This is a genomic window from Vibrio sp. Of7-15 (genome assembly GCF_022347565.1).
Taxonomy (GTDB): Bacteria; Pseudomonadota; Gammaproteobacteria; order Enterobacterales; family Vibrionaceae; genus NORP241.
Genome location: NZ_JAKRGH010000033.1, coordinates 42,552 through 59,975 on the forward strand (window position 1 = coordinate 42,552; position 17,424 = coordinate 59,975).

Here is a 17,424-nt window from a genome sequence, read left to right on the forward strand (position 1 = left end):
GCTTATCAGTACAAGTTGCTTAAATACTTTTTAATATAGAAAAGTATTGTTACGGCCATTATATATGGCAAGCCTATATACCCTAAAATTTATACATTAAGATCATTACATGAAAGATATTACTTTACTAAACCAAGAAGCGTATGCTCTTGTTACTAAGAAAATAGAATCACATAATTCTCTAAATAACTCTCTTGAGAAAGTACCGTTTCTCCCGCTTGACAGGTTGAATTCAGCAGAGGAAATCAATGACTCTAAAGAAATAATGTCAAAAGTAATATCTACTGGAGCTTTTACTAGTGGCCCTTATATAACGGAAGTTGAAAGTACATTAAAAGATTTCTATCAAGCCAAGTGTTGTGTTGCTACCTCTAGCGGGACTGATGCTTTAATGATAGCGTTAAAATCAGTTGGCATCGGATATGGTGATGAAGTTATTTTGCCTTTGAATTCATTTGCTGCAACAGAAAATGCGGTTATGGCCATCGGTGCAACACCTATTTTTGCAAACATAGATCAATCCTTTAATCTAGTTCCCTCTGAAATTGAACGATTAAAAACCCACAAAACTAAAGCAGTACTGCCCGTGTGCTTATATGGCTCTGTACAAAATATTCGTGAAACCTACCAAATAGCTAAAAACCTAGATATCTCAGTCGTATTAGATGCAGCACAATGCTTCGGGATACAAGATCTAATTAATTATTGTGATGTCATCGCACTTAGTTTTAATCCATTTAAGAATATTGGTACTTTTGGTAAATCAGGAGCATTACTGACAAAATCCAAAGAAATTGGTATTGCTTCACGTCAATACTCTTATCATGGTTTTTCGGAAGGGAAAAAGAATGAAAAAGCACAAGACTGGGGATTTAATAGCCGTATAGATAATATGCAAGCCGCTATTTTATCGGTTAAGTTAAAACATTTTGAAGAAAATGCCAAACGTAGAGGCGTACTTGCATCGAGATACATAAAAAAAACCAATGCATTATTCAAAGATATAACCTTACCCGAACAAAGTAATGAAAATACTTGGCATTTATTTCCTCTCCTTCTAAATGAGTTTCGTAGAGATGAATTAATCAATTTTGCAAAAAATAAAGGTGTCGAACTGGATGTTTTTTATCCATTTCTATCACATCAAGGAAACCATGATCTAGCAAAAAATTATCCAAATAAAGAGCAGTTCCTATCATCTGAAAATATTCATATGAGACTATTACATTTGCCACTGCATAATCACATGAGCTTTGAAGAGCAAGATAAAGTTATAGAGGTTATTCATGAATTCTTTAGCTAAATTACCTTTGGAATTTCCATTTCCTGATCATATCAAAACCGTCATTTGCTGTGATTTGGATGAAACCTATATTCCTTTTGAATCAAAAAATAAACCCAAAGGTGGCGTAGAACTCCTTGAAGAATTTCTATGTTCCGAAGGTAGTCATAAAGGAATGCTATTAGGTTGGATTACGGGTACCAATCGTGAATCAGCGTTAAGAAAAGCTCATAATTATATTAAAAGAAGCCCGAATTTTATCTGCTGTAGTTTAGGCACAGAATTTTATTGGATCAAAGGTGGTGTACTTACACCTTCAGATTCTTGGAAGAAGAGAATTATCCAATCTGGATACGAAGAAAGTAAAATTTTTAATATCGTTAAATTGGCAAAAGATAATGGTATTGATCTCGTGAAACAACCGGATGACTACCAAGGCGATTTTAAAAAAAGCTTTTACTACACAATAAATGAAAGTATGGATGCAGATTTTGCTTGGCTAAAAGAAGCAGCCAAACAGGCCAGTAGCCGTGTTGTCTTTACCCGATGCAACCCAGCAGCAGGAGATCCAGAAGATTGTTTCGATGTGGAGTTCATACCTACATGTTGCGGTAAAGATGAAACGGTATCATTTATCATTGATGAACTTAACGTTAAGAAAGACTCAATATATGCTTTCGGAGATAGTTGCAATGACTTTCCGATGTTTAAGCGGTCTGGTCACGGCTATTTAGTTTCAAACGCCGACCCTGAAGCAGTAAAACAACATGGGACCAATTTAGACAAACCGTATTGTCATGGAATTTTAAGTGTATTAAAAGGCATTAAGTAATGATTATTGGAATTATCGGGTGCGGTGGAATTTCCCGTGCACATATAAAAGCTTTATCACATATTAAATCCGTTAAGGGCATTGCTTTATACGATATTAACGAACAGCAAATGAGGGATGCGAGTGAAGAATCTCTACTCCCCGTACGACTGTATTCTACAATAGATGAATTAGCTTTAAATTGCCAAGGCGCCATTATTTGTAACCCAAATAATTTACATGTTCAAAGTGTTGAAGAGTTACTAAAAACGGCATCAATTCCAATTGTATGCGAAAAGCCGTTATCAAACGATCTTTCTTCTGCAGAAAAATTGGTTAACATGGTCGACACTAAAAGTATCGTTTCCTTTAATTATCGATATAACAAAGTCATCAAAGAGATCAAGGCAACTCAAGATAGTTATGACTTGGGTAAACTGAATTATTTTAGAGCCGAGTTTAACAAAAAATCTGCCGTCACTAGAACGCATTTAACTTGGCGAGACTCAGGAGTGAATAAAGGCAGCAGTGGCGCATTAGGTGACCTTTCTTGCCATTTACTGGATCTATTCTGTTTTCTTTCTTCTGATGAGATATGTATTGATACCGTAAAAGTAGTGAAGGGAACTAGGGTTCGTAATAAAGAGGGTGGCCAAGTCGAAGTCGATGATAATGGCTATGTTTTCGGCCAATCAAATTCTGGTATTAATTTTAAAATTAAATCGAGTAAATCCGAAGACGATGAAAATCTTGGATTGCATTTAAAGTTAATATATGAAAAAGGAGAGGTACTCTACTCTACTCGACAAGAAGATTGTTTAAAATTATCACTATTTGATAGCCTAGGAACGAAAGTCATAAAATTTAATAGTGAAAAACTAATTTCAGATCCAAAAAATGAGCTCCCTTTTTGGTCTGACTCATTTTATCATATGCTTTCTGACTGGTGTTCATCCATAAATAGTGGCAATAGCTCACTTAACTTACCTCTTATTAAAAATGGCCTAAAAATACAAACTATTTTAGAAAAGTTTTAGGGTAATGATATGGACTATAATTTATATGTCGGATTTTTTGCGGCATTTTTTACGACATTTGCCTTTGTTCCACAAACCATAAAAACGCTAAGAACAAAAAATACAGATGGTATTTCTTTGTTAATGTATACCATGTTTATTATTGGTGTTATCTCTTGGGTCTTTTACGGTTATTTAAAAAGTGATATTGCCGTTCTCTCTGCTAATATCATTACTTTTGTATTGGCTTTTCCTGTTTTGATAATGGTTATCTCTGATAAAAAAAGGAATAAATAATGAGAGCAGGAGCGTAATCATTAGTTCTACCAGCACCTAAAGTCGACTTTAATCAAGTGAAGGTTAGGCTTTTAGCCAACTTCACTCAAGAACGGCTTACCTACCTGACTGAGCTGGATCAATCAAACAAGAGGCCTATCATACTAACTTATAGTCACAGTATTTAGGTTAAAAGATAGCTTGCCCACTTAGCTTGTTTAAAGCACTGGGCAAGCATTGTTTTTTTTCAACCTCATTCGCGTATTCACTACCGAGCCCGCTGAGTACAACAACCTCGTTGCCGCATCGAGATATAGATGTTGATTTTTGCTACTCATATAACAAGTATTAGCCGTGTTGCTCTCCATTAATTCCATATTAATAGTAATGCTTTCCTACACTTACACAGGTTTAATTCACGAAAGAAAATAATATCAATGATAAAAGTTAGAGCACAAACCTAATAAATCATAGTTGGTTAAACACTTCATCTCACTCCCTTCTTGAACTGACACCAAAAAATACAAATGGCAATTGAATTTCGTTATATAGGTTGAGAGATTTTAGGTCCATTTTATTTATTTTTAGATATTTTATATTTTATGAACGAAAAAAAGGCCACGTTTAAAGTCTCGGTAGTTATTCCAACTTACAATTGTCCGTTATTATTAGAAGAGTCAATTAAATCACTTTGTAACCAAAGTATTCCAAAAGAAGATTTCGAAGTTATTATTAGTGACGATGGTTCAACATGCGATAATCAATCAATTATTGATAAATACAATAACAAGTTAAACCTCCAATATACATGGCAAGAAGATCTCGGTTTTAGAGCCGGGGCAGCGCGAAATCGTGGGGTTAGCCTTTCTACTGGTAAGTATATTATTTTTATTGATTCTGGAGTTTTATTAGAAGAAAGTGCGCTAAAGTACCATATTGAATCTCATGAAAAATCAGATAATAAAGTGATTATTGGCTATGTCTATGGGTACATGTCTGAGCACTTAGAAAAAAGCTGGGGAATAAACCCTAACTTATCTGAAACTTCCCCCACTCTTCCGGAACAGCAGGTCAGCAAGCTAATAGATATAATGAGAATGAACCTTATTCTTGATGTAAGAGAGGGCCGCTATTTACGTTACGGCGATGACATTAACAGTTGGCCAGTTCCTTTTGATATTTTCTGGACATGTCATGTTTCTATGGAAAAATCTTTATTCGAAAAAGTGAAAGGCTTTGATGAAAGCTTTAATAAATGGGGAGGTGAAGATTTCGAGTTAGGGATTCGATTACATAAAAGCCCGGTATACTGGGAATTAAACCGAGATTGCAAATCCATCCATTTAAGCCATGATCATGAAATAGAAAACACGTCAAAAATCAACTTCAGAATTAAAGAAACACTCTCTGAGATGATTAACCGACATCCAATCCCAGAAGTTCAGTACTACATAAACAGTGATAATCAAGGCCTGATTGATGTCAATGGCTATGCAATAAAACAGTCATTAGCAATCAAAGAAGAAACATAAAGAAAAGACCACTTTTTGCATATGTTTTTAGTGAAGATTTTGATCACTTTTAATAATAGTGGCCAATCTATTTTGGTCACTTCTCTTTTAAGCGCTTTATTCAGCTAAATGATATCAATTTTAATAAACCACTCTTACTCTATAAATCAACAATATAAATGTCATTAGGATCAATGTTGCGTTTATGTTAACCCACATCTCTTTTATATCGCCGTCATCCTAGGTAACATAACGGTTTCCTTGCAATAGCCGAGCAGCATAGAGGTATAATTTGAATTATTTATCAACAATGACGGTTCGCAGCCGATTGACTTTTGGTTTTGGGGTCATACTGGCCCTAATGATTTTACTCACCATAATAGGTATTCAAAAAGTTAATTTTATCGACCGAACATTAGCTGAAATCACCGATGTTAATTCAGTAAAACAAAGATATGCCATCAACTACCGAGGCAGTGTTCACGACAGAGCCATTGCAATTCGAGATGTTTCTGCCGCTAGAAATCTACAAGAAGTGAACTCTTTTGAAAAAACCATTCATGAGCTTGAAGCTTTTTATCGAGAATCAGAGCAGAAAATGAATGATATGCTCAATAGTGGCGTTAACTTTTCGGCTAAAGAGCGAGATATTTTAAGAAAGATTGATGATATTCAACGCCATACGCTCCCTCTGATTGATGAAGTACTTGCTGCCAAGAAAAATATGGAGCCAGCCACGGACATCATTCTGGATCAAGTCAGGCCAGCCTTCATTACCTGGTTAGACACCATTAATGAATTTATTGATTACCAAGAAGCCCAAAACCAAACGTTAACGCCAGAAGCAATAGCGGTTGCTGGTGGTTTCCAAAACCTGATGATGATTCTGAGTGCATCTTCTTTACTTATCTCTGTGATCGTTGGCCTATTGATAGAGAAAAGCTTCCGAAATTCACTGGGTGGTGAGCCTTATGTCGCTCAATCTAAAATCAAACAAATGGCACAAGGGGACCTAACAGAAAGAATGTCTAACCCCTACAAAGGCAGTATTTTAGATTCCTTATCCGACATGGGTGAAAAAATAACTAGCATCGTCAGCAATATTGTTGGTGCCTCTAACAGCCTTGCGGTTCAAATTGAAGAAGTCTCACAAGGCTCCTCCCACGTATTAGAATCGGCAACACATCAGGCCAACTTAACCCAAACAACAGCGGTAAAACTGGATGAGATGCGCCACAGCATAGATCAAGTGGCCTCTATCGCGACTCATACTGAAGAGAACTCAGAAATGACCGTCGATTTTGCCAAAGAAGGCCGCAAAATTGTCAATGAAGCGGCGCAAGAGATGGAAAAAATCTCGATTACCGTTAACTCTACCGTTCAACAAATAGAACAATTAGAAAGCAAAACAAAAGAGATCGGTAGCATCGTAAATGTGATCAGTGAGATTTCAGATCAAACCAATCTGCTAGCACTGAATGCCGCGATAGAAGCAGCACGAGCTGGCGAGTCTGGCCGAGGCTTTGCTGTTGTTGCTGATGAAGTCCGAAGCCTAGCGCAGCGCACCAGTGACGCGACTTCTCAAATCGGCACCATGATCACTGAAATCCAAACGGAAACCGCCGCCTCTGTGGTGGCAATGAACACAACCCAGCCTCAAGTAGAAAGCGGTAAAGCCCAAACGGAGAGCGCGTCTGAGCTACTGCAAAACATTGAAAAGCAAGCGGGGGATTCATTAGAAAAAGTGAAAGAAGTCGCTTTGGCAGCCTCGAACCAAGTACTGGTTATTGGGGATGTGTCTCAGGCAATGACCAATATTTCTGAGATGTCCGGTCAATCCATTACTCGAATGCAGCAAAATGATCAAGCTACCGATACGTTAAATGAGTTAGTTGCACAGTTAAAACAAGAAGTCTCTTATTTCAAAGTCTAAGATAAATAAAGCCCTAAAAACGGCATAAACCACTACTTTCATGACAATAAAAAGAACCCGATAAGCACTCGCCTATCGGGTTCTTTTTTCTTACTCGATTCTTGCGTGTTTAGAATATCGCGTGAGCCACTAAAACAATAATTGGTAAAGTCACCAGCGTTCTTAGTAAGAAGATAGCCACTAACTCGAAAAAGTTGATTGGCACCTTGCTGCTTAAAATCACCGAACCGGTTTCAGACATGAAAATCAGCTGAGTCACAGAAAGTGCAGCAACCACGAATTTGGTTAAGTCAGCGTCGATGGTGGATGCCGCAATAATAGACGGTACATACATATCGGTAAAACCAACTAACATGGTTTGTGCCGCAGCTGGCGCTTCAGCTACATTGAGCATTTCTAACAAAGGCACAAACGGAGCACCTAACAGAGAAAACAGCGGTGTTGTTTCGGCAACCACAAGACCCAGTGTACCGATGGCCATCACCACAGGCAGAACACCAAACACCATATCCAGTGCGTTATGAACACCTTCTTTTGCCACCGAGCCTAAGCTTTTTACTTTGTTCGCTCTTTGCAGCGCAAGTTCAAGACCAAACCCAACGGTCGATTTCCCTTCTGGAACTAACTCATCGTCTCTGTTTGGCTCAGTGCCATCAATATAAAGGTCTTTTTTGTAAGACAGAGGTGGCAAGAACTGGATCACCATTGCCGCCACGACACCCGACAAACAAATAGCAAAGTAAAAAGGGACAAAGAAGTTCTGAAGACCAACTTGAGTTAAGACCACCAGCGAGAACGAAATACCCACAGGTGAGAACATGGTTGCAACAACCGCCGCTTCACGTGCCGTGTATTTTTTATCTTCGTATTGTTTGCTGGTCAGAATAACACCCACCGTACCATCACCTAACCATGAAGACATGCAATCAATCGCTGCTCTGCCTGGCAGACGAAATACAGGGCGCATGAACTTACTCATCATAGTCCCCAGTAGCTCAAGAAAACCGAAATTCAGTAGCAACGGCAGCAACAAACCCGCAAGGAAAAAAGTCACCAATAACGAAGGCAGTAAATCGTTCAGTACCAAGCCGCCTGTGTTACCGTTCCAAATCACCTCAGGACCGACTTGATGGAGCGCAAGCAATGTAAATACGGCACCTAATGAACGAATCACAAGCCAGGTTGGAGTCAATACAAACAGTCTGGTCAGCAATGGAGATTGTGTGACAAAAGAGGGCTTAATAAGACTGGCTGCAACGGATGCGAGCGCCGAAAAACAGATCACTGCGGTTACGGTTGGCAAAATCGCCTCACCCAATACCGCTTTTACCCCTTTCGCCATCAATGCAAGTGGGAAAGTAAAGTTACCATTGTAAGTCAATGGCGCAAGGAAAAAAAACAGACCTAATAAAGAAGGAATCGCAAACATCAGCAGATTCCGATTGGTTTTATGGCTCTCTTGTGTGAGAAGTGTATCGCTCATCTGACGACTCCCTAGATGACTATAACATCACTATTTATGAATAACTTTTCAATAAAAGCGATTATATCGACAAAAAAATCCAACGCAAGATCAATTTGCAATTTTATTCACTACTTTCAAATAAGAAAACAAAATCAGTCACTACTTAAACAAAGGATAACCACAGTTTATAAATATAAGGAAACAAATATCTACTCTGCTTATGTTTAGGAAAAAAGAGCCTTTAACACTGACATTAAAAGGCTGATTAGATAACTATTTAAGTGACTTAATGATGGGAATTTGGAAGAAAAATGTCATACCGCCTGTTGAAGAAAGCTCGATATGCCTGAGCACTTCAACCAAAAAGCCATCTTCATTGATGGAAAACTTCCATGTATGACAAAAAAGAATAAAAATTCAATGATGACACTATAGCCAACGGCTGAATATGTTGATTTAATACGCCGTCAAAGAACGCCAATGGAAACATTAAAAGATGTGAAATTGATCTGACAAGCGCCATGTCAAAAATGGGTAACTGTCAGATCCAGTCTGGACTAGTACACCTAAATTAGTGCAGATTATTGTCTTTGACCGTTTTTATACGTTCTTTTTTCTTTAACGCTTCCATCTTCATTAAAATATGTCCACTCACCTTCTGGATGACCATTTTTTAAATATGAAATCCGTTCTATGGCACCGCCTGGATAATAGCTCACCCATTTTCCTTCTGGCTCACCCGCCTCGTAACGGCCTTTCTCTTCTATACTGCCATCTTCATAAAAGGTCGTACTGGTTCCGTCTGGTTTACCGTTCACATAGCTGACACTCTTCATCACCTTGCCATGAATATCATAGGTAATGACTTCTCCTTGAAGCAACCCTGCCTCAAGATGGCCTTGAGCTCTCACTCTTCCCTGACTATCTTTATCAAGAAAAATTCCCGTATACGGCTCTTCATTGTGATAAATCACATTTCCCCTTGGCTCAAGATCATCATAGAGTACAGTCTCTCCAGCGGAACTATAGCCTGTCAATAAAGCGCCTAACATACCCAGAACCAAAGTACCTTTACGCATTCCCCTCTCCTTTTCGTTCTTTACTATTAGAATTCTCTGTCTTTTTAAGTATCAATTGCGAGTACCAGACAGTGCTCACTTTAAAACGATCGAGACTAAATCGAATTATCATCTATATATTAACCGGCTCATCGCTCCGTTTTATACTTTTAAACTAGATAACCTGAATTCGGGATAAAAACTGAATGGAACTAAAAGCTGGTTCTGCGATCAGATCTTTCGACCAAGAAGGATTTATCACAAAGGAACCAGCTATGCGTAAGTTAGTAAATATTGCGTCTGTTGAAAAAGCAGGATTAATGATAATGGCTAAAGCCGATCTAAGGTGAATTAGCCCCGTACTAAAGGGGCTATTATTCTAATTAATATCACACACGATTATTGCTACATCATCAGGATAACGCCCAGAGGGAAACTGTACCAAATCTAATAAACGGGGAATGCATTCTTTCGGTGTATAGGTACGCACAATGGATGCAATATCCGCCATTTTTGCATACTTAAACAATCCGTCAGAACCAAGGATTAACTTCCCTGTCGTTTTCATTAAACCTAGAGATTTCGGCACTGAAGAAGCAGATCCTAAAAGAGGTTTTCGAACCTGCCCCTCTGTCAACTCACATAGATCATTACTTTCTATTACCCAAGCTTCACTATCCCCAACACTGGCACTAAAAACGGAGTCGCCTTGAACAGCGACTATCACCGCAGTCGTCTCACCCGATTGAGGAGACTTATAAATGTGGTTATCAGCGAACATTAAAAAATCACAAAGAAGGTCAGGAGATAATTTTTCAGGTTGATTATTAAAATAGCGTGCAGCAAGAATAAGCAAATCATCAGCAGCCTCTGCACCGCCACCAATTCCCCCAGCGCCGTCCGCCACCAAGAATAATTGAAAATCACCACAATGGGTAACTAAGGTTCTATCTTCTCGACCTATTTGTATTTCAGCAAAATCTAGCATTAAAACTTACTCCTTCAGTTTCTCTTTTGCAGCAGCTATCCATTCATCGCTTTCGATATCCGATACGGCTTCTACCCAAGGAATTACAACTCATTTAGCTACAACACAATCAAATAAACCATTTACGTACCCAGCTCATTAACCAATAAAACCTTTTCTATTTTTATTAAGGCGGGTACTGTCAAATAAAAGATGGAACCAATCTCTTATTTACAGAAAAAATGCGACCCAAAACACTAATGTGAAATATGAATATTACTTTATGAAACCCGTAGGCTGAGATATTGAGCTTATAACATAAGCTTTTTCCATCTTTCTATCAGCAATTTCAAAGTAAATTGACGCGAGAAGTAAACAAAGCCCAACTTATGCTGGGCTTTATTTCTTAACGTGTCAGCTTTTGATGTTTAGTTTATCGGCACCCTGGGGCATCGAAATCCACAACAATTGCGGCATTTTCAAACGTGCCAGACACTTTCACATAGCCCCAATATTGGCTTTGATAATTCAATGTAATGCATTCGCCATTACCTGTATTGTCGGACCAACCGTGTAAGTTTGAGCCTTCAGCATTTGGCCAACCAAAATTACTGTACTCCAATTTCAGATCCCCTGACCCATTGGCTGTCGTAATAGACATAGACTGATGCTCATTAACCGCAGGAATGCTTAACCAAACTTCAGATTGCGTCGCCAAGCACTCAGGAACGCCTGCTTCTAATCTGCCACCATCCACTTTATTTCTTACGGCACAATCCGTCGGTAAGCCAGTATTACCACCAGGTTGGCTAATATTAATGGATGTAGTGGTACTGCCCGTTGCGCCATCGTTATCTGTCACTGTTAGGCTGATCGTGTAGCTGCCCGCACTGCTGAATTTATGCGTCGGGTTGGCTTGTGTACTTGTCGTGCCATCACCGAAATCCCATAAGTAGCTGGTGATTTGTCCGTCTTTGTCTTGGCTTCCTGCACTGCTAAATGAGATGTTTTCATCGACTTTCCCTTCACTGGCGACACTAATTTTTGCATTTGGGTTTAGGTTTGAACCACCACTCACCAGCTCTTGTTGCCATTGTTCAAATTCACTTTGATATTGAACCGCCCACTGGGTCACAATTGTTTTATAGTTCGCCCAATTACCACTTCGTGTTTCCACCAGCATCAGGTTCACATCATCTTGATGGCGTTCAAACATGAATCGGACAGCTAGATACCCCCAGCGATAAATCCGATCGACATCAAAACCATCGTATGTCGTTTCAAAGATTTCGCTCAATGTGTATGTGGAGCCATCAAGTATGGTATCTAACGCCTTTTGATTGTCGTTTTCATTGGCTATATATTCTGCGACGCCTTCGCTCCACCATACGACTTTTTCGGTGGGGTGATTAAAGTCGCCATACATATCAAATCGACCATCCAGATAATGAACGTATTCGTGTTCTAGGTTCCATACAAAATGATCGGCATTTGCGTAAGAGGCTTCATAAGCGACAAAGTTAGGAATATTGCCCGGTGTTGAAGGATCCCCTTCTAGATACATCCCGCCATTATTGGTGCTAATATCAAAAATCGGCCCCGCATATTTACCATAATCATCGCTGGAATTAAAAATATTCACTTGTAATTGAGTGTTATGATCATCGGCTACTGGCTGATTTCCTGTTTCTAGCTCGCCATGAAAATGAATTTCTTCATAGCCCATTTTGTCACATGCTGCTTGGTGCTGAGCGGCCGTCATGTTCTGAGACAGAATACGAATGGTCGGACTGCAGGTATAGCTTTGCGCTAGCACTAAGGTTTTAAGTTCAGCCTCGAAATTACAAATGCCGTAATCAGAACATTCACTGTAATAGCCTGTGGTATCGGCTGTGCCAAGCCACACGCTATCGCCAAACCCGTACATTTCATACTGACTAAAGATTTTTGTGAGATTTTCTTTAACCACTTTCTGGAAAGCGGCGTTTGGGTATTTGGTTAATCGCCCTAACTCACGGCCCGCATTGGCCGCCATAAATTCATCGTCCGCCCCAATCGCGGTTTGATTCAGTGCAAACTTACCTAACGCCCTAGCAAGCTCAGGGTGGTTAGCAATAGTGGCCACAAATTCGCTGTTCCACTGGCCACCAAACAGTACCGTAAAGACCCCATTCACAGCCCCACGCATATTCCAGCTCTTGGCATAATCCGCATTCCAACGAGTGAGCCACTGGGTGATTTCATTAAAGTAAGCATGCTGCAATCCGGCACTGTCCATAGTGATGATCACTTCATTTAATACTGTGCCGTGGCTGTCATTATTGTCATAGAAATGGCTATTGTTTACAAACGCATCAACTGCTTCTTTCACCGCAGGCTGTACCCAAGCCGTAAAGTCGATGTTCGAATTATAAAATTCAGCGTAATAACCAGCACGTAAATACAAAAACAGAGCTTCTAAATCATCATTACCGCCACCCGCATAACTCTTGGCTAATGTGGTTACCCGCTTCGCCACGTTAAACATGTTCCCAGACTCAAACGCCGCTTCCTGAATTCGACTCTCAGCTGAAAACAGTTCATTAACGCAACTTGCCCCCTGAGTGGTTATTGCTGTGATCAACGCATTACTTGAAGAGGTAGCAAATGCCTCTACATCACACACCACAGCCTCTTCCGCCACGGTTGACGATAATGCACGCACAGTAGGCTGAGGTTGTCGAACGGTTTGTTTGGTTGGTGAGTATTCTGGTGTTTGATGTTCCACACCATGCTCTAGATGATGATCAACATGCAATGAGTGCTCAATAACCTGCGGGGTTGGTTGACTTGCCGCTTGCACCTGAGCACTGAGTAAAATACTTGCCACTGCAACTGAGATTTTTTTAAATTCCATCTTAATTCTTCTATGTCAGATTTGTATTAGATACCGATACAATGCGTATCACGACTCTGGCATCACCACCGCTCATCACGCTCCGTGATAGCTAAATTCACTCTATGGCGTAAAAACGCAAGATGAAACAAATTGTTAACATTCTTATCATCAGGTAGCACTATTTAATACCAGCGGTATTAATGCTAATTTCAGCATAAAAGTCATTTGCCAGTCCGGCATACTTGAACTATAAACCTTTGAATCGAAATACAAAATAACATGCTCTATATTTAGGCGTTAAAGATTATTGATGAAGAAATCGAATATACGAATACAGCATTCAAGCCATCACCACATTGATCTTATCAACTCTATAAAAACTCCACATAAACTCCATTTGTTCTCCAAGTTGCTGATTTACATTACTTACACCAGATCAGGAAAACGAACAATGAAATCAAAACCTACAACAGCATCAAAAAACTTACATGACCAAATACGGCCTATTAGATATAGCCGTAAAAGAATACGTCCGGGTTTACTAAAGAGGGTGTACTTGTGGGCTCGCGTTAACAAACTATCATGACATCAATCATCGATGCCTTGCATGAATGAAGGCTTAGCCATAGGATTGTCACCTAAATTTATAGATTGAGTATGAATCTTAATCCACGTTTGCTTCAAATAATGAATCCTATTTTGCTGTAAGGAAAGAACTGATGAAAAGAACAATTATCCCATTAACGCTACTCACTGCATTGGCAGGTTGCACCAGTATGTCGCCAGAAGAGTGCAAAACAGCAAACTGGTATCAAGTCGGGTACCAAGATGGCCTTAATGGGCATAATCCAAATATCATCAATAACTACGCTGAAGATTGCGTAGAGGCGGGGATTTCTGCGGATAGAGCAGAGTGGCAACAAGGCTTTGACCATGGAACCATTATCTACTGCTCACCAGACAATGGTTACTCAGTCGGTGCCGAAGGAAGAGAGTATTACGGCGTATGCAGCAGTAACTTATTTTTGGAGAACTACCAGCTAGGACGTCAAGAATATGAAAGAAAACAAAGAATCGAAGAGCTTGATAGGCAAATTGCTGACATCGACTTTCAATTAAATAACAAACCCGATAAAGATACGAAGAAATATTTAGAAGAGAAAAGAAGAATGCTGGTAAGGGAACGCTCAGATTTATTAACACCAACCTACAACTTTAACCTCAGATTTTAAGCTTCGCGCCCCCGAACCATAAATAAGCATCGTAAGTGTCGTCTTCATCGCGGCGCTTACTTTTCATAGATAGCTTGTATTCGGCTGCTCATATTGTATTTCATCTTTTGTTTGTGTGTCTTTTTCAATAGTGGCTAAGTCATTACCGCTACGCCCTAAAGTCATTCATGGAATCAATATCTCAATAAAAACCAATGCGCTATGACACTTGTTCAAGATATTTACCCTCGCTAACTGCTACCCAAAAAAAATCACCTAACAGCTGATACACTGCCGCGCTTCTTGCACTGCCACTATAAATCAAAACACATATTGGCAGGTCCGGATGGAATTTTCACACTAAAAACAATAATTAAGGAATCAGAATGAGACTTTCAATTCTCTCTCTGGCGGTAATGACATCGCTGACACACGCCGCAGAGCTGTGTCGTATCGATGATGAAATCACACTCTTAAATGAGACAGACTATCGCGCTTTACAACAAGAAAACTACGCGGCATTCAGCCGCGATCTGGTGCCAAGCGATGAGATACTGTCTGCATCAGGCACGGAACTTTCCCTCAAAGGTGAGCTCCCAAATGAATTTGAATTATTTACGCAAACGTCCGGTAAACTTGAAACCGGACCTGCGTCCGCCCTCACTCTAACGGAAGCAGAATCGACGAACATACTGCGCACAATGGGCCGACCTGCTGAAGAGATAGCGGCAGGTGCACTAGAAGCACTAGGGCCTGTCGGTGATGCATTGGCCGTCGGACTTTGGGCTATGGATGTTGCAAATACCTTTCAGGATGAAAGTCAGACAGCGTACGATAGGTTTGCGTCGGTACTCAGCTTAGTCGATGTCTTTGGAATTCTTCGTATCCCACAACGTGCTATTGACCGTCAAATCATCACTCATCGCTGGGACAAGATCGCAAGTGGCGATCATTACAGTTATACCGTTCACCACGATTTAGTGTCAGAATAGGATCAGCTCGACAAAATGCGTTGGCGTGATTACGCCGAGGGTTACCACCGTTTTTTGGAGCGAACCACGTTAGAATACCTGACTGATTTAGGACTGAAATACCAGCTGCATTATCAAGAACTGGTTCACGGACAAACCCAATTGGCTCAAGAACTGATCAATGGAATAGTTCAAGCTTTATACGCCTCTCTCATGACCCATCTAGCACCAGAAACGCACCATGGTGGGCGCATGTTACTCAGTGAAATACAAACACAGTGCCAAACTGAAAACACGGCCTTGTACGCGTTGTTAACACCAGAGGAAACCGCATTAAATTCTAATCGACCATCAAGAGGTTCGGTCAGCGAGCGCGACATCAACCGGGCCTACGGCCAACTGCAAGACTGCCAAATTGAGCTATTGGGAAATGTCACTAGCCAATTAAAAGCATTCACTCAAGGCCAGTTAACAGGATTTGATCAGCCTCATATTCGTCAGTTACTCACGCATACCTTAGAAGCAAAGAAAAAGATCGTTACCACCACCCTGATCTCACTGGATCAAAACAAAGCCCGACTCATTCATGAGATGCAAGAGCAGGGACATAGCGCCATTAACCATCTGTTTGATTCAAACTCAGTGCCGCAGGTTTATCAATTTATCAAAAACCAGGCCAGACGCGCTGCAATTGATGAAATCGTACGTAGCACCTTATACCGCCCTGCGACCACGGCGGAGCTGAACTCAGGAACGATAGTCCTTGAACCTGAATCAGAATCTTGCACCATGACGGCGACAGGTTTCGCTGACACCTGTACCACCACACCCGCTGTGACACGTCAGTTCCATAATGAGCAGGATACCGTTGTCAGTGCCATTGCACCGAAAGATAAGTCCCACTACTTGGCGTTGTTTGATGATCACTTAGGTCGTTTAATCAGCACAGGCTGGAACACCGACCATTATGAAGACTGGCTAAGCAGAATCGTCTCGGATTACCAACGTGAACGACACGATCTAGTAGAATATCGCACTCTAAAAAATGAAGTTAACCGTTGGTTATTTGGCGATGTCAGTGGTGATTGTTCTGGTGACTGCGCACGTTGGAACGATGGATATCTTAACAAATTTGGGGTTAACTCGAACGCCTCTTTATATACCATTGAACGCTGGTTGGTTGCTGAATATTCTGGGGGATCCAGCCGAACCCGAGTAGGCAAACTGAAACAGCTGGTGCCACGTGCCATTGCCGCTGAATGGAACGCTAAAAGCTGGCAAACGTACCGATACTTCGCCCACCCTCAGAGTATTGATCTTAAAGCCCAGGCTCCGAAGGTGTATGCCGCACTCGAAAACGAGATCCAGCATGGAGCAACCACCAATGCGCGATTAGTGTCCACGATAAAGCGAGCCATGACTGGTGCTTATCAGGCCGCCCACGAGCAAGAGCCTGGCTGGATTGCGCAGCAGTTTGGTGATTTTCATCGCTACCTTGCTATCGCACGTCTACAACGTAAAACAACAGGCCATTCGGATCCAGGTTCCACTACACATCTGTTCAACGAAACCTTACCGTGGCATCTTACACGCTTTGCGTCTGATACGCCGGAGCAACGCCTCACAACAGCGCTGGATAGTTGGTTGCAACCAGCGAATACAAATAGCTGGGTCGTCGAATATGACTATCATACTACCCCACCGCTCACAATCACTCCTTCAAATCAGAAGATATTGAGTGAAACCTCAATCGCGCAGCAAATATCAGCGTTAAATTCTGCAGTACAAACATACCGCAATCACACTTTGCAGCAACGAAGTCAGCCGCTGCGCAATGCACTGGACTACACTCCTTTGCAATCTTGGGTGGCAAACCTATCTGCCAACCCTTCTATGACGGCGGTCCCTTTCATGAGCCAGTGGTTTGAACAGATAGATACTTATCTTGGTGAAGTGCGTTTTACCCAAGCGAAAGCCAAAGCCAAACTTGAAGCCCTGAACGCCCCTATTGTCGGCAACCGCTAACCTCATAAGGAATTTGGAAT

Annotated in this window: 14 protein-coding genes; 10 read left to right on the forward strand and 4 right to left on the reverse strand. The window is 40.8% G+C overall.

Annotated features, from left to right (window positions below):
- The first annotated feature begins 109 nt into the window (after window positions 1-109).
- The 6 genes from MHO82_RS22920 to MHO82_RS22945 all read left to right on the forward strand — a co-directional run bounded on the left by MHO82_RS22920 (window position 110) and on the right by MHO82_RS22945 (window position 6,829).
- On the forward strand, window positions 110-1,303 hold the full coding sequence (locus tag MHO82_RS22920; protein WP_239188335.1) for an aminotransferase class V-fold PLP-dependent enzyme: 1,194 nt from the start codon (window positions 110-112) through the stop codon (window positions 1,301-1,303).
- Complete coding sequence (locus MHO82_RS22925) at window positions 1,287-2,114, forward strand: HAD family hydrolase (protein ID WP_239188337.1); 828 nt, start codon at window positions 1,287-1,289, stop codon at window positions 2,112-2,114. The genes MHO82_RS22920 and MHO82_RS22925 overlap by 17 nt, the downstream gene beginning before the upstream one ends.
- The gene (locus MHO82_RS22930) at window positions 2,114-3,130 is read left to right on the forward strand and encodes a Gfo/Idh/MocA family oxidoreductase (protein WP_239188338.1); all 1,017 of its coding nucleotides are present in this window, start codon (window positions 2,114-2,116) and stop codon (window positions 3,128-3,130) included. Before MHO82_RS22925 ends, MHO82_RS22930 begins: the two co-directional genes overlap by 1 nt.
- Window positions 3,131-3,139: 9 nt before the next feature.
- On the forward strand, window positions 3,140-3,406 hold the full coding sequence (locus tag MHO82_RS22935) for a SemiSWEET transporter (RefSeq protein ID WP_239188339.1): 267 nt from the start codon (window positions 3,140-3,142) through the stop codon (window positions 3,404-3,406).
- 581 nt (window positions 3,407-3,987) lie between these two features.
- A complete protein-coding gene (locus MHO82_RS22940; protein WP_239188341.1) occupies window positions 3,988-4,917 on the forward strand; it encodes a glycosyltransferase in 930 nt (309 codons plus the stop codon).
- Window positions 4,918-5,188: 271 nt separating this feature from the next.
- Window positions 5,189-6,829 (forward strand): methyl-accepting chemotaxis protein, encoded by a 1,641-nt coding sequence (locus tag MHO82_RS22945; protein WP_239188343.1) that lies wholly within the window; start codon window positions 5,189-5,191, stop codon window positions 6,827-6,829.
- Window positions 6,830-6,938: 109 nt separating this feature from the next.
- Here MHO82_RS22945 and MHO82_RS22950 read toward each other — a convergent pair whose 3' ends face one another.
- Complete coding sequence (locus MHO82_RS22950; protein ID WP_239188345.1) at window positions 6,939-8,312, reverse strand: YjiH family protein; 1,374 nt, start codon at window positions 8,310-8,312, stop codon at window positions 6,939-6,941.
- 563 nt (window positions 8,313-8,875) lie between these two features.
- Window positions 8,876-9,373 (reverse strand): toxin-antitoxin system YwqK family antitoxin, encoded by a 498-nt coding sequence (locus MHO82_RS22955; protein WP_239188348.1) that lies wholly within the window; start codon window positions 9,371-9,373, stop codon window positions 8,876-8,878.
- Between the two features lie 185 nt (window positions 9,374-9,558).
- On the opposite strand from MHO82_RS22955, the gene MHO82_RS22960 reads away from it, so the two are divergent.
- On the forward strand, window positions 9,559-9,702 hold the full coding sequence (locus MHO82_RS22960; protein ID WP_239188351.1) for a hypothetical protein: 144 nt from the start codon (window positions 9,559-9,561) through the stop codon (window positions 9,700-9,702).
- A 29-nt stretch (window positions 9,703-9,731) separates the two neighbouring features.
- Here MHO82_RS22960 and MHO82_RS22965 read toward each other — a convergent pair whose 3' ends face one another.
- Together MHO82_RS22965 and MHO82_RS22970 are read right to left on the reverse strand one after the other, a co-directional pair.
- Complete coding sequence (locus MHO82_RS22965; RefSeq protein WP_239188354.1) at window positions 9,732-10,340, reverse strand: protein phosphatase 2C domain-containing protein; 609 nt, start codon at window positions 10,338-10,340, stop codon at window positions 9,732-9,734.
- Between the two features lie 412 nt (window positions 10,341-10,752).
- The gene (locus MHO82_RS22970; protein WP_239188357.1) at window positions 10,753-13,215 is read right to left on the reverse strand and encodes a collagenase; all 2,463 of its coding nucleotides are present in this window, start codon (window positions 13,213-13,215) and stop codon (window positions 10,753-10,755) included.
- A 701-nt stretch (window positions 13,216-13,916) separates the two neighbouring features.
- On the opposite strand from MHO82_RS22970, the gene MHO82_RS22975 reads away from it, so the two are divergent.
- The 3 genes from MHO82_RS22975 to MHO82_RS22985 all read left to right on the forward strand — a co-directional run bounded on the left by MHO82_RS22975 (window position 13,917) and on the right by MHO82_RS22985 (window position 17,404).
- Window positions 13,917-14,429, forward strand: a complete 513-nt coding sequence (locus MHO82_RS22975; RefSeq protein WP_239188361.1) for a DUF2799 domain-containing protein — start codon at window positions 13,917-13,919, stop codon at window positions 14,427-14,429.
- Window positions 14,430-14,794: 365 nt separating this feature from the next.
- The gene (locus MHO82_RS22980) at window positions 14,795-15,400 is read left to right on the forward strand and encodes a hypothetical protein (protein WP_239188364.1); all 606 of its coding nucleotides are present in this window, start codon (window positions 14,795-14,797) and stop codon (window positions 15,398-15,400) included.
- A gap of 15 nt (window positions 15,401-15,415) precedes the next feature.
- Window positions 15,416-17,404, forward strand: coding sequence for a hypothetical protein (locus tag MHO82_RS22985; RefSeq protein WP_239188367.1), 1,989 nt, complete (start codon window positions 15,416-15,418; stop codon window positions 17,402-17,404).
- The last annotated feature ends 20 nt before the right edge of the window (window positions 17,405-17,424 follow it).

Excerpts from the sequence above, each read along its gene's own strand:
- MHO82_RS22920 (WP_239188335.1), top strand. The coding sequence starts at position 110 with ATGAAAGATATTACTTTACTAAACCAAGAAGCGTATGCTCTTGTTACT.
- MHO82_RS22925 (WP_239188337.1), top strand. The coding sequence starts at position 1,287 with ATGAATTCTTTAGCTAAATTACCTTTGGAATTTCCATTTCCTGATCAT.
- MHO82_RS22930 (WP_239188338.1), top strand. The coding sequence starts at position 2,114 with ATGATTATTGGAATTATCGGGTGCGGTGGAATTTCCCGTGCACATATA.
- MHO82_RS22935 (WP_239188339.1), top strand. The coding sequence starts at position 3,140 with ATGGACTATAATTTATATGTCGGATTTTTTGCGGCATTTTTTACGACA.
- MHO82_RS22940 (WP_239188341.1), top strand. The coding sequence starts at position 3,988 with ATGAACGAAAAAAAGGCCACGTTTAAAGTCTCGGTAGTTATTCCAACT.
- MHO82_RS22950 (WP_239188345.1), bottom strand. The coding sequence starts at position 8,312 with ATGAGCGATACACTTCTCACACAAGAGAGCCATAAAACCAATCGGAAT.
- MHO82_RS22955 (WP_239188348.1), bottom strand. The coding sequence starts at position 9,373 with ATGCGTAAAGGTACTTTGGTTCTGGGTATGTTAGGCGCTTTATTGACA.
- MHO82_RS22960 (WP_239188351.1), top strand. The coding sequence starts at position 9,559 with ATGGAACTAAAAGCTGGTTCTGCGATCAGATCTTTCGACCAAGAAGGA.
- MHO82_RS22965 (WP_239188354.1), bottom strand. The coding sequence starts at position 10,340 with ATGCTAGATTTTGCTGAAATACAAATAGGTCGAGAAGATAGAACCTTA.
- MHO82_RS22970 (WP_239188357.1), bottom strand. The coding sequence starts at position 13,215 with ATGGAATTTAAAAAAATCTCAGTTGCAGTGGCAAGTATTTTACTCAGT.
- MHO82_RS22975 (WP_239188361.1), top strand. The coding sequence starts at position 13,917 with ATGAAAAGAACAATTATCCCATTAACGCTACTCACTGCATTGGCAGGT.
- MHO82_RS22980 (WP_239188364.1), top strand. The coding sequence starts at position 14,795 with ATGAGACTTTCAATTCTCTCTCTGGCGGTAATGACATCGCTGACACAC.
- MHO82_RS22985 (WP_239188367.1), top strand. The coding sequence starts at position 15,416 with ATGCGTTGGCGTGATTACGCCGAGGGTTACCACCGTTTTTTGGAGCGA.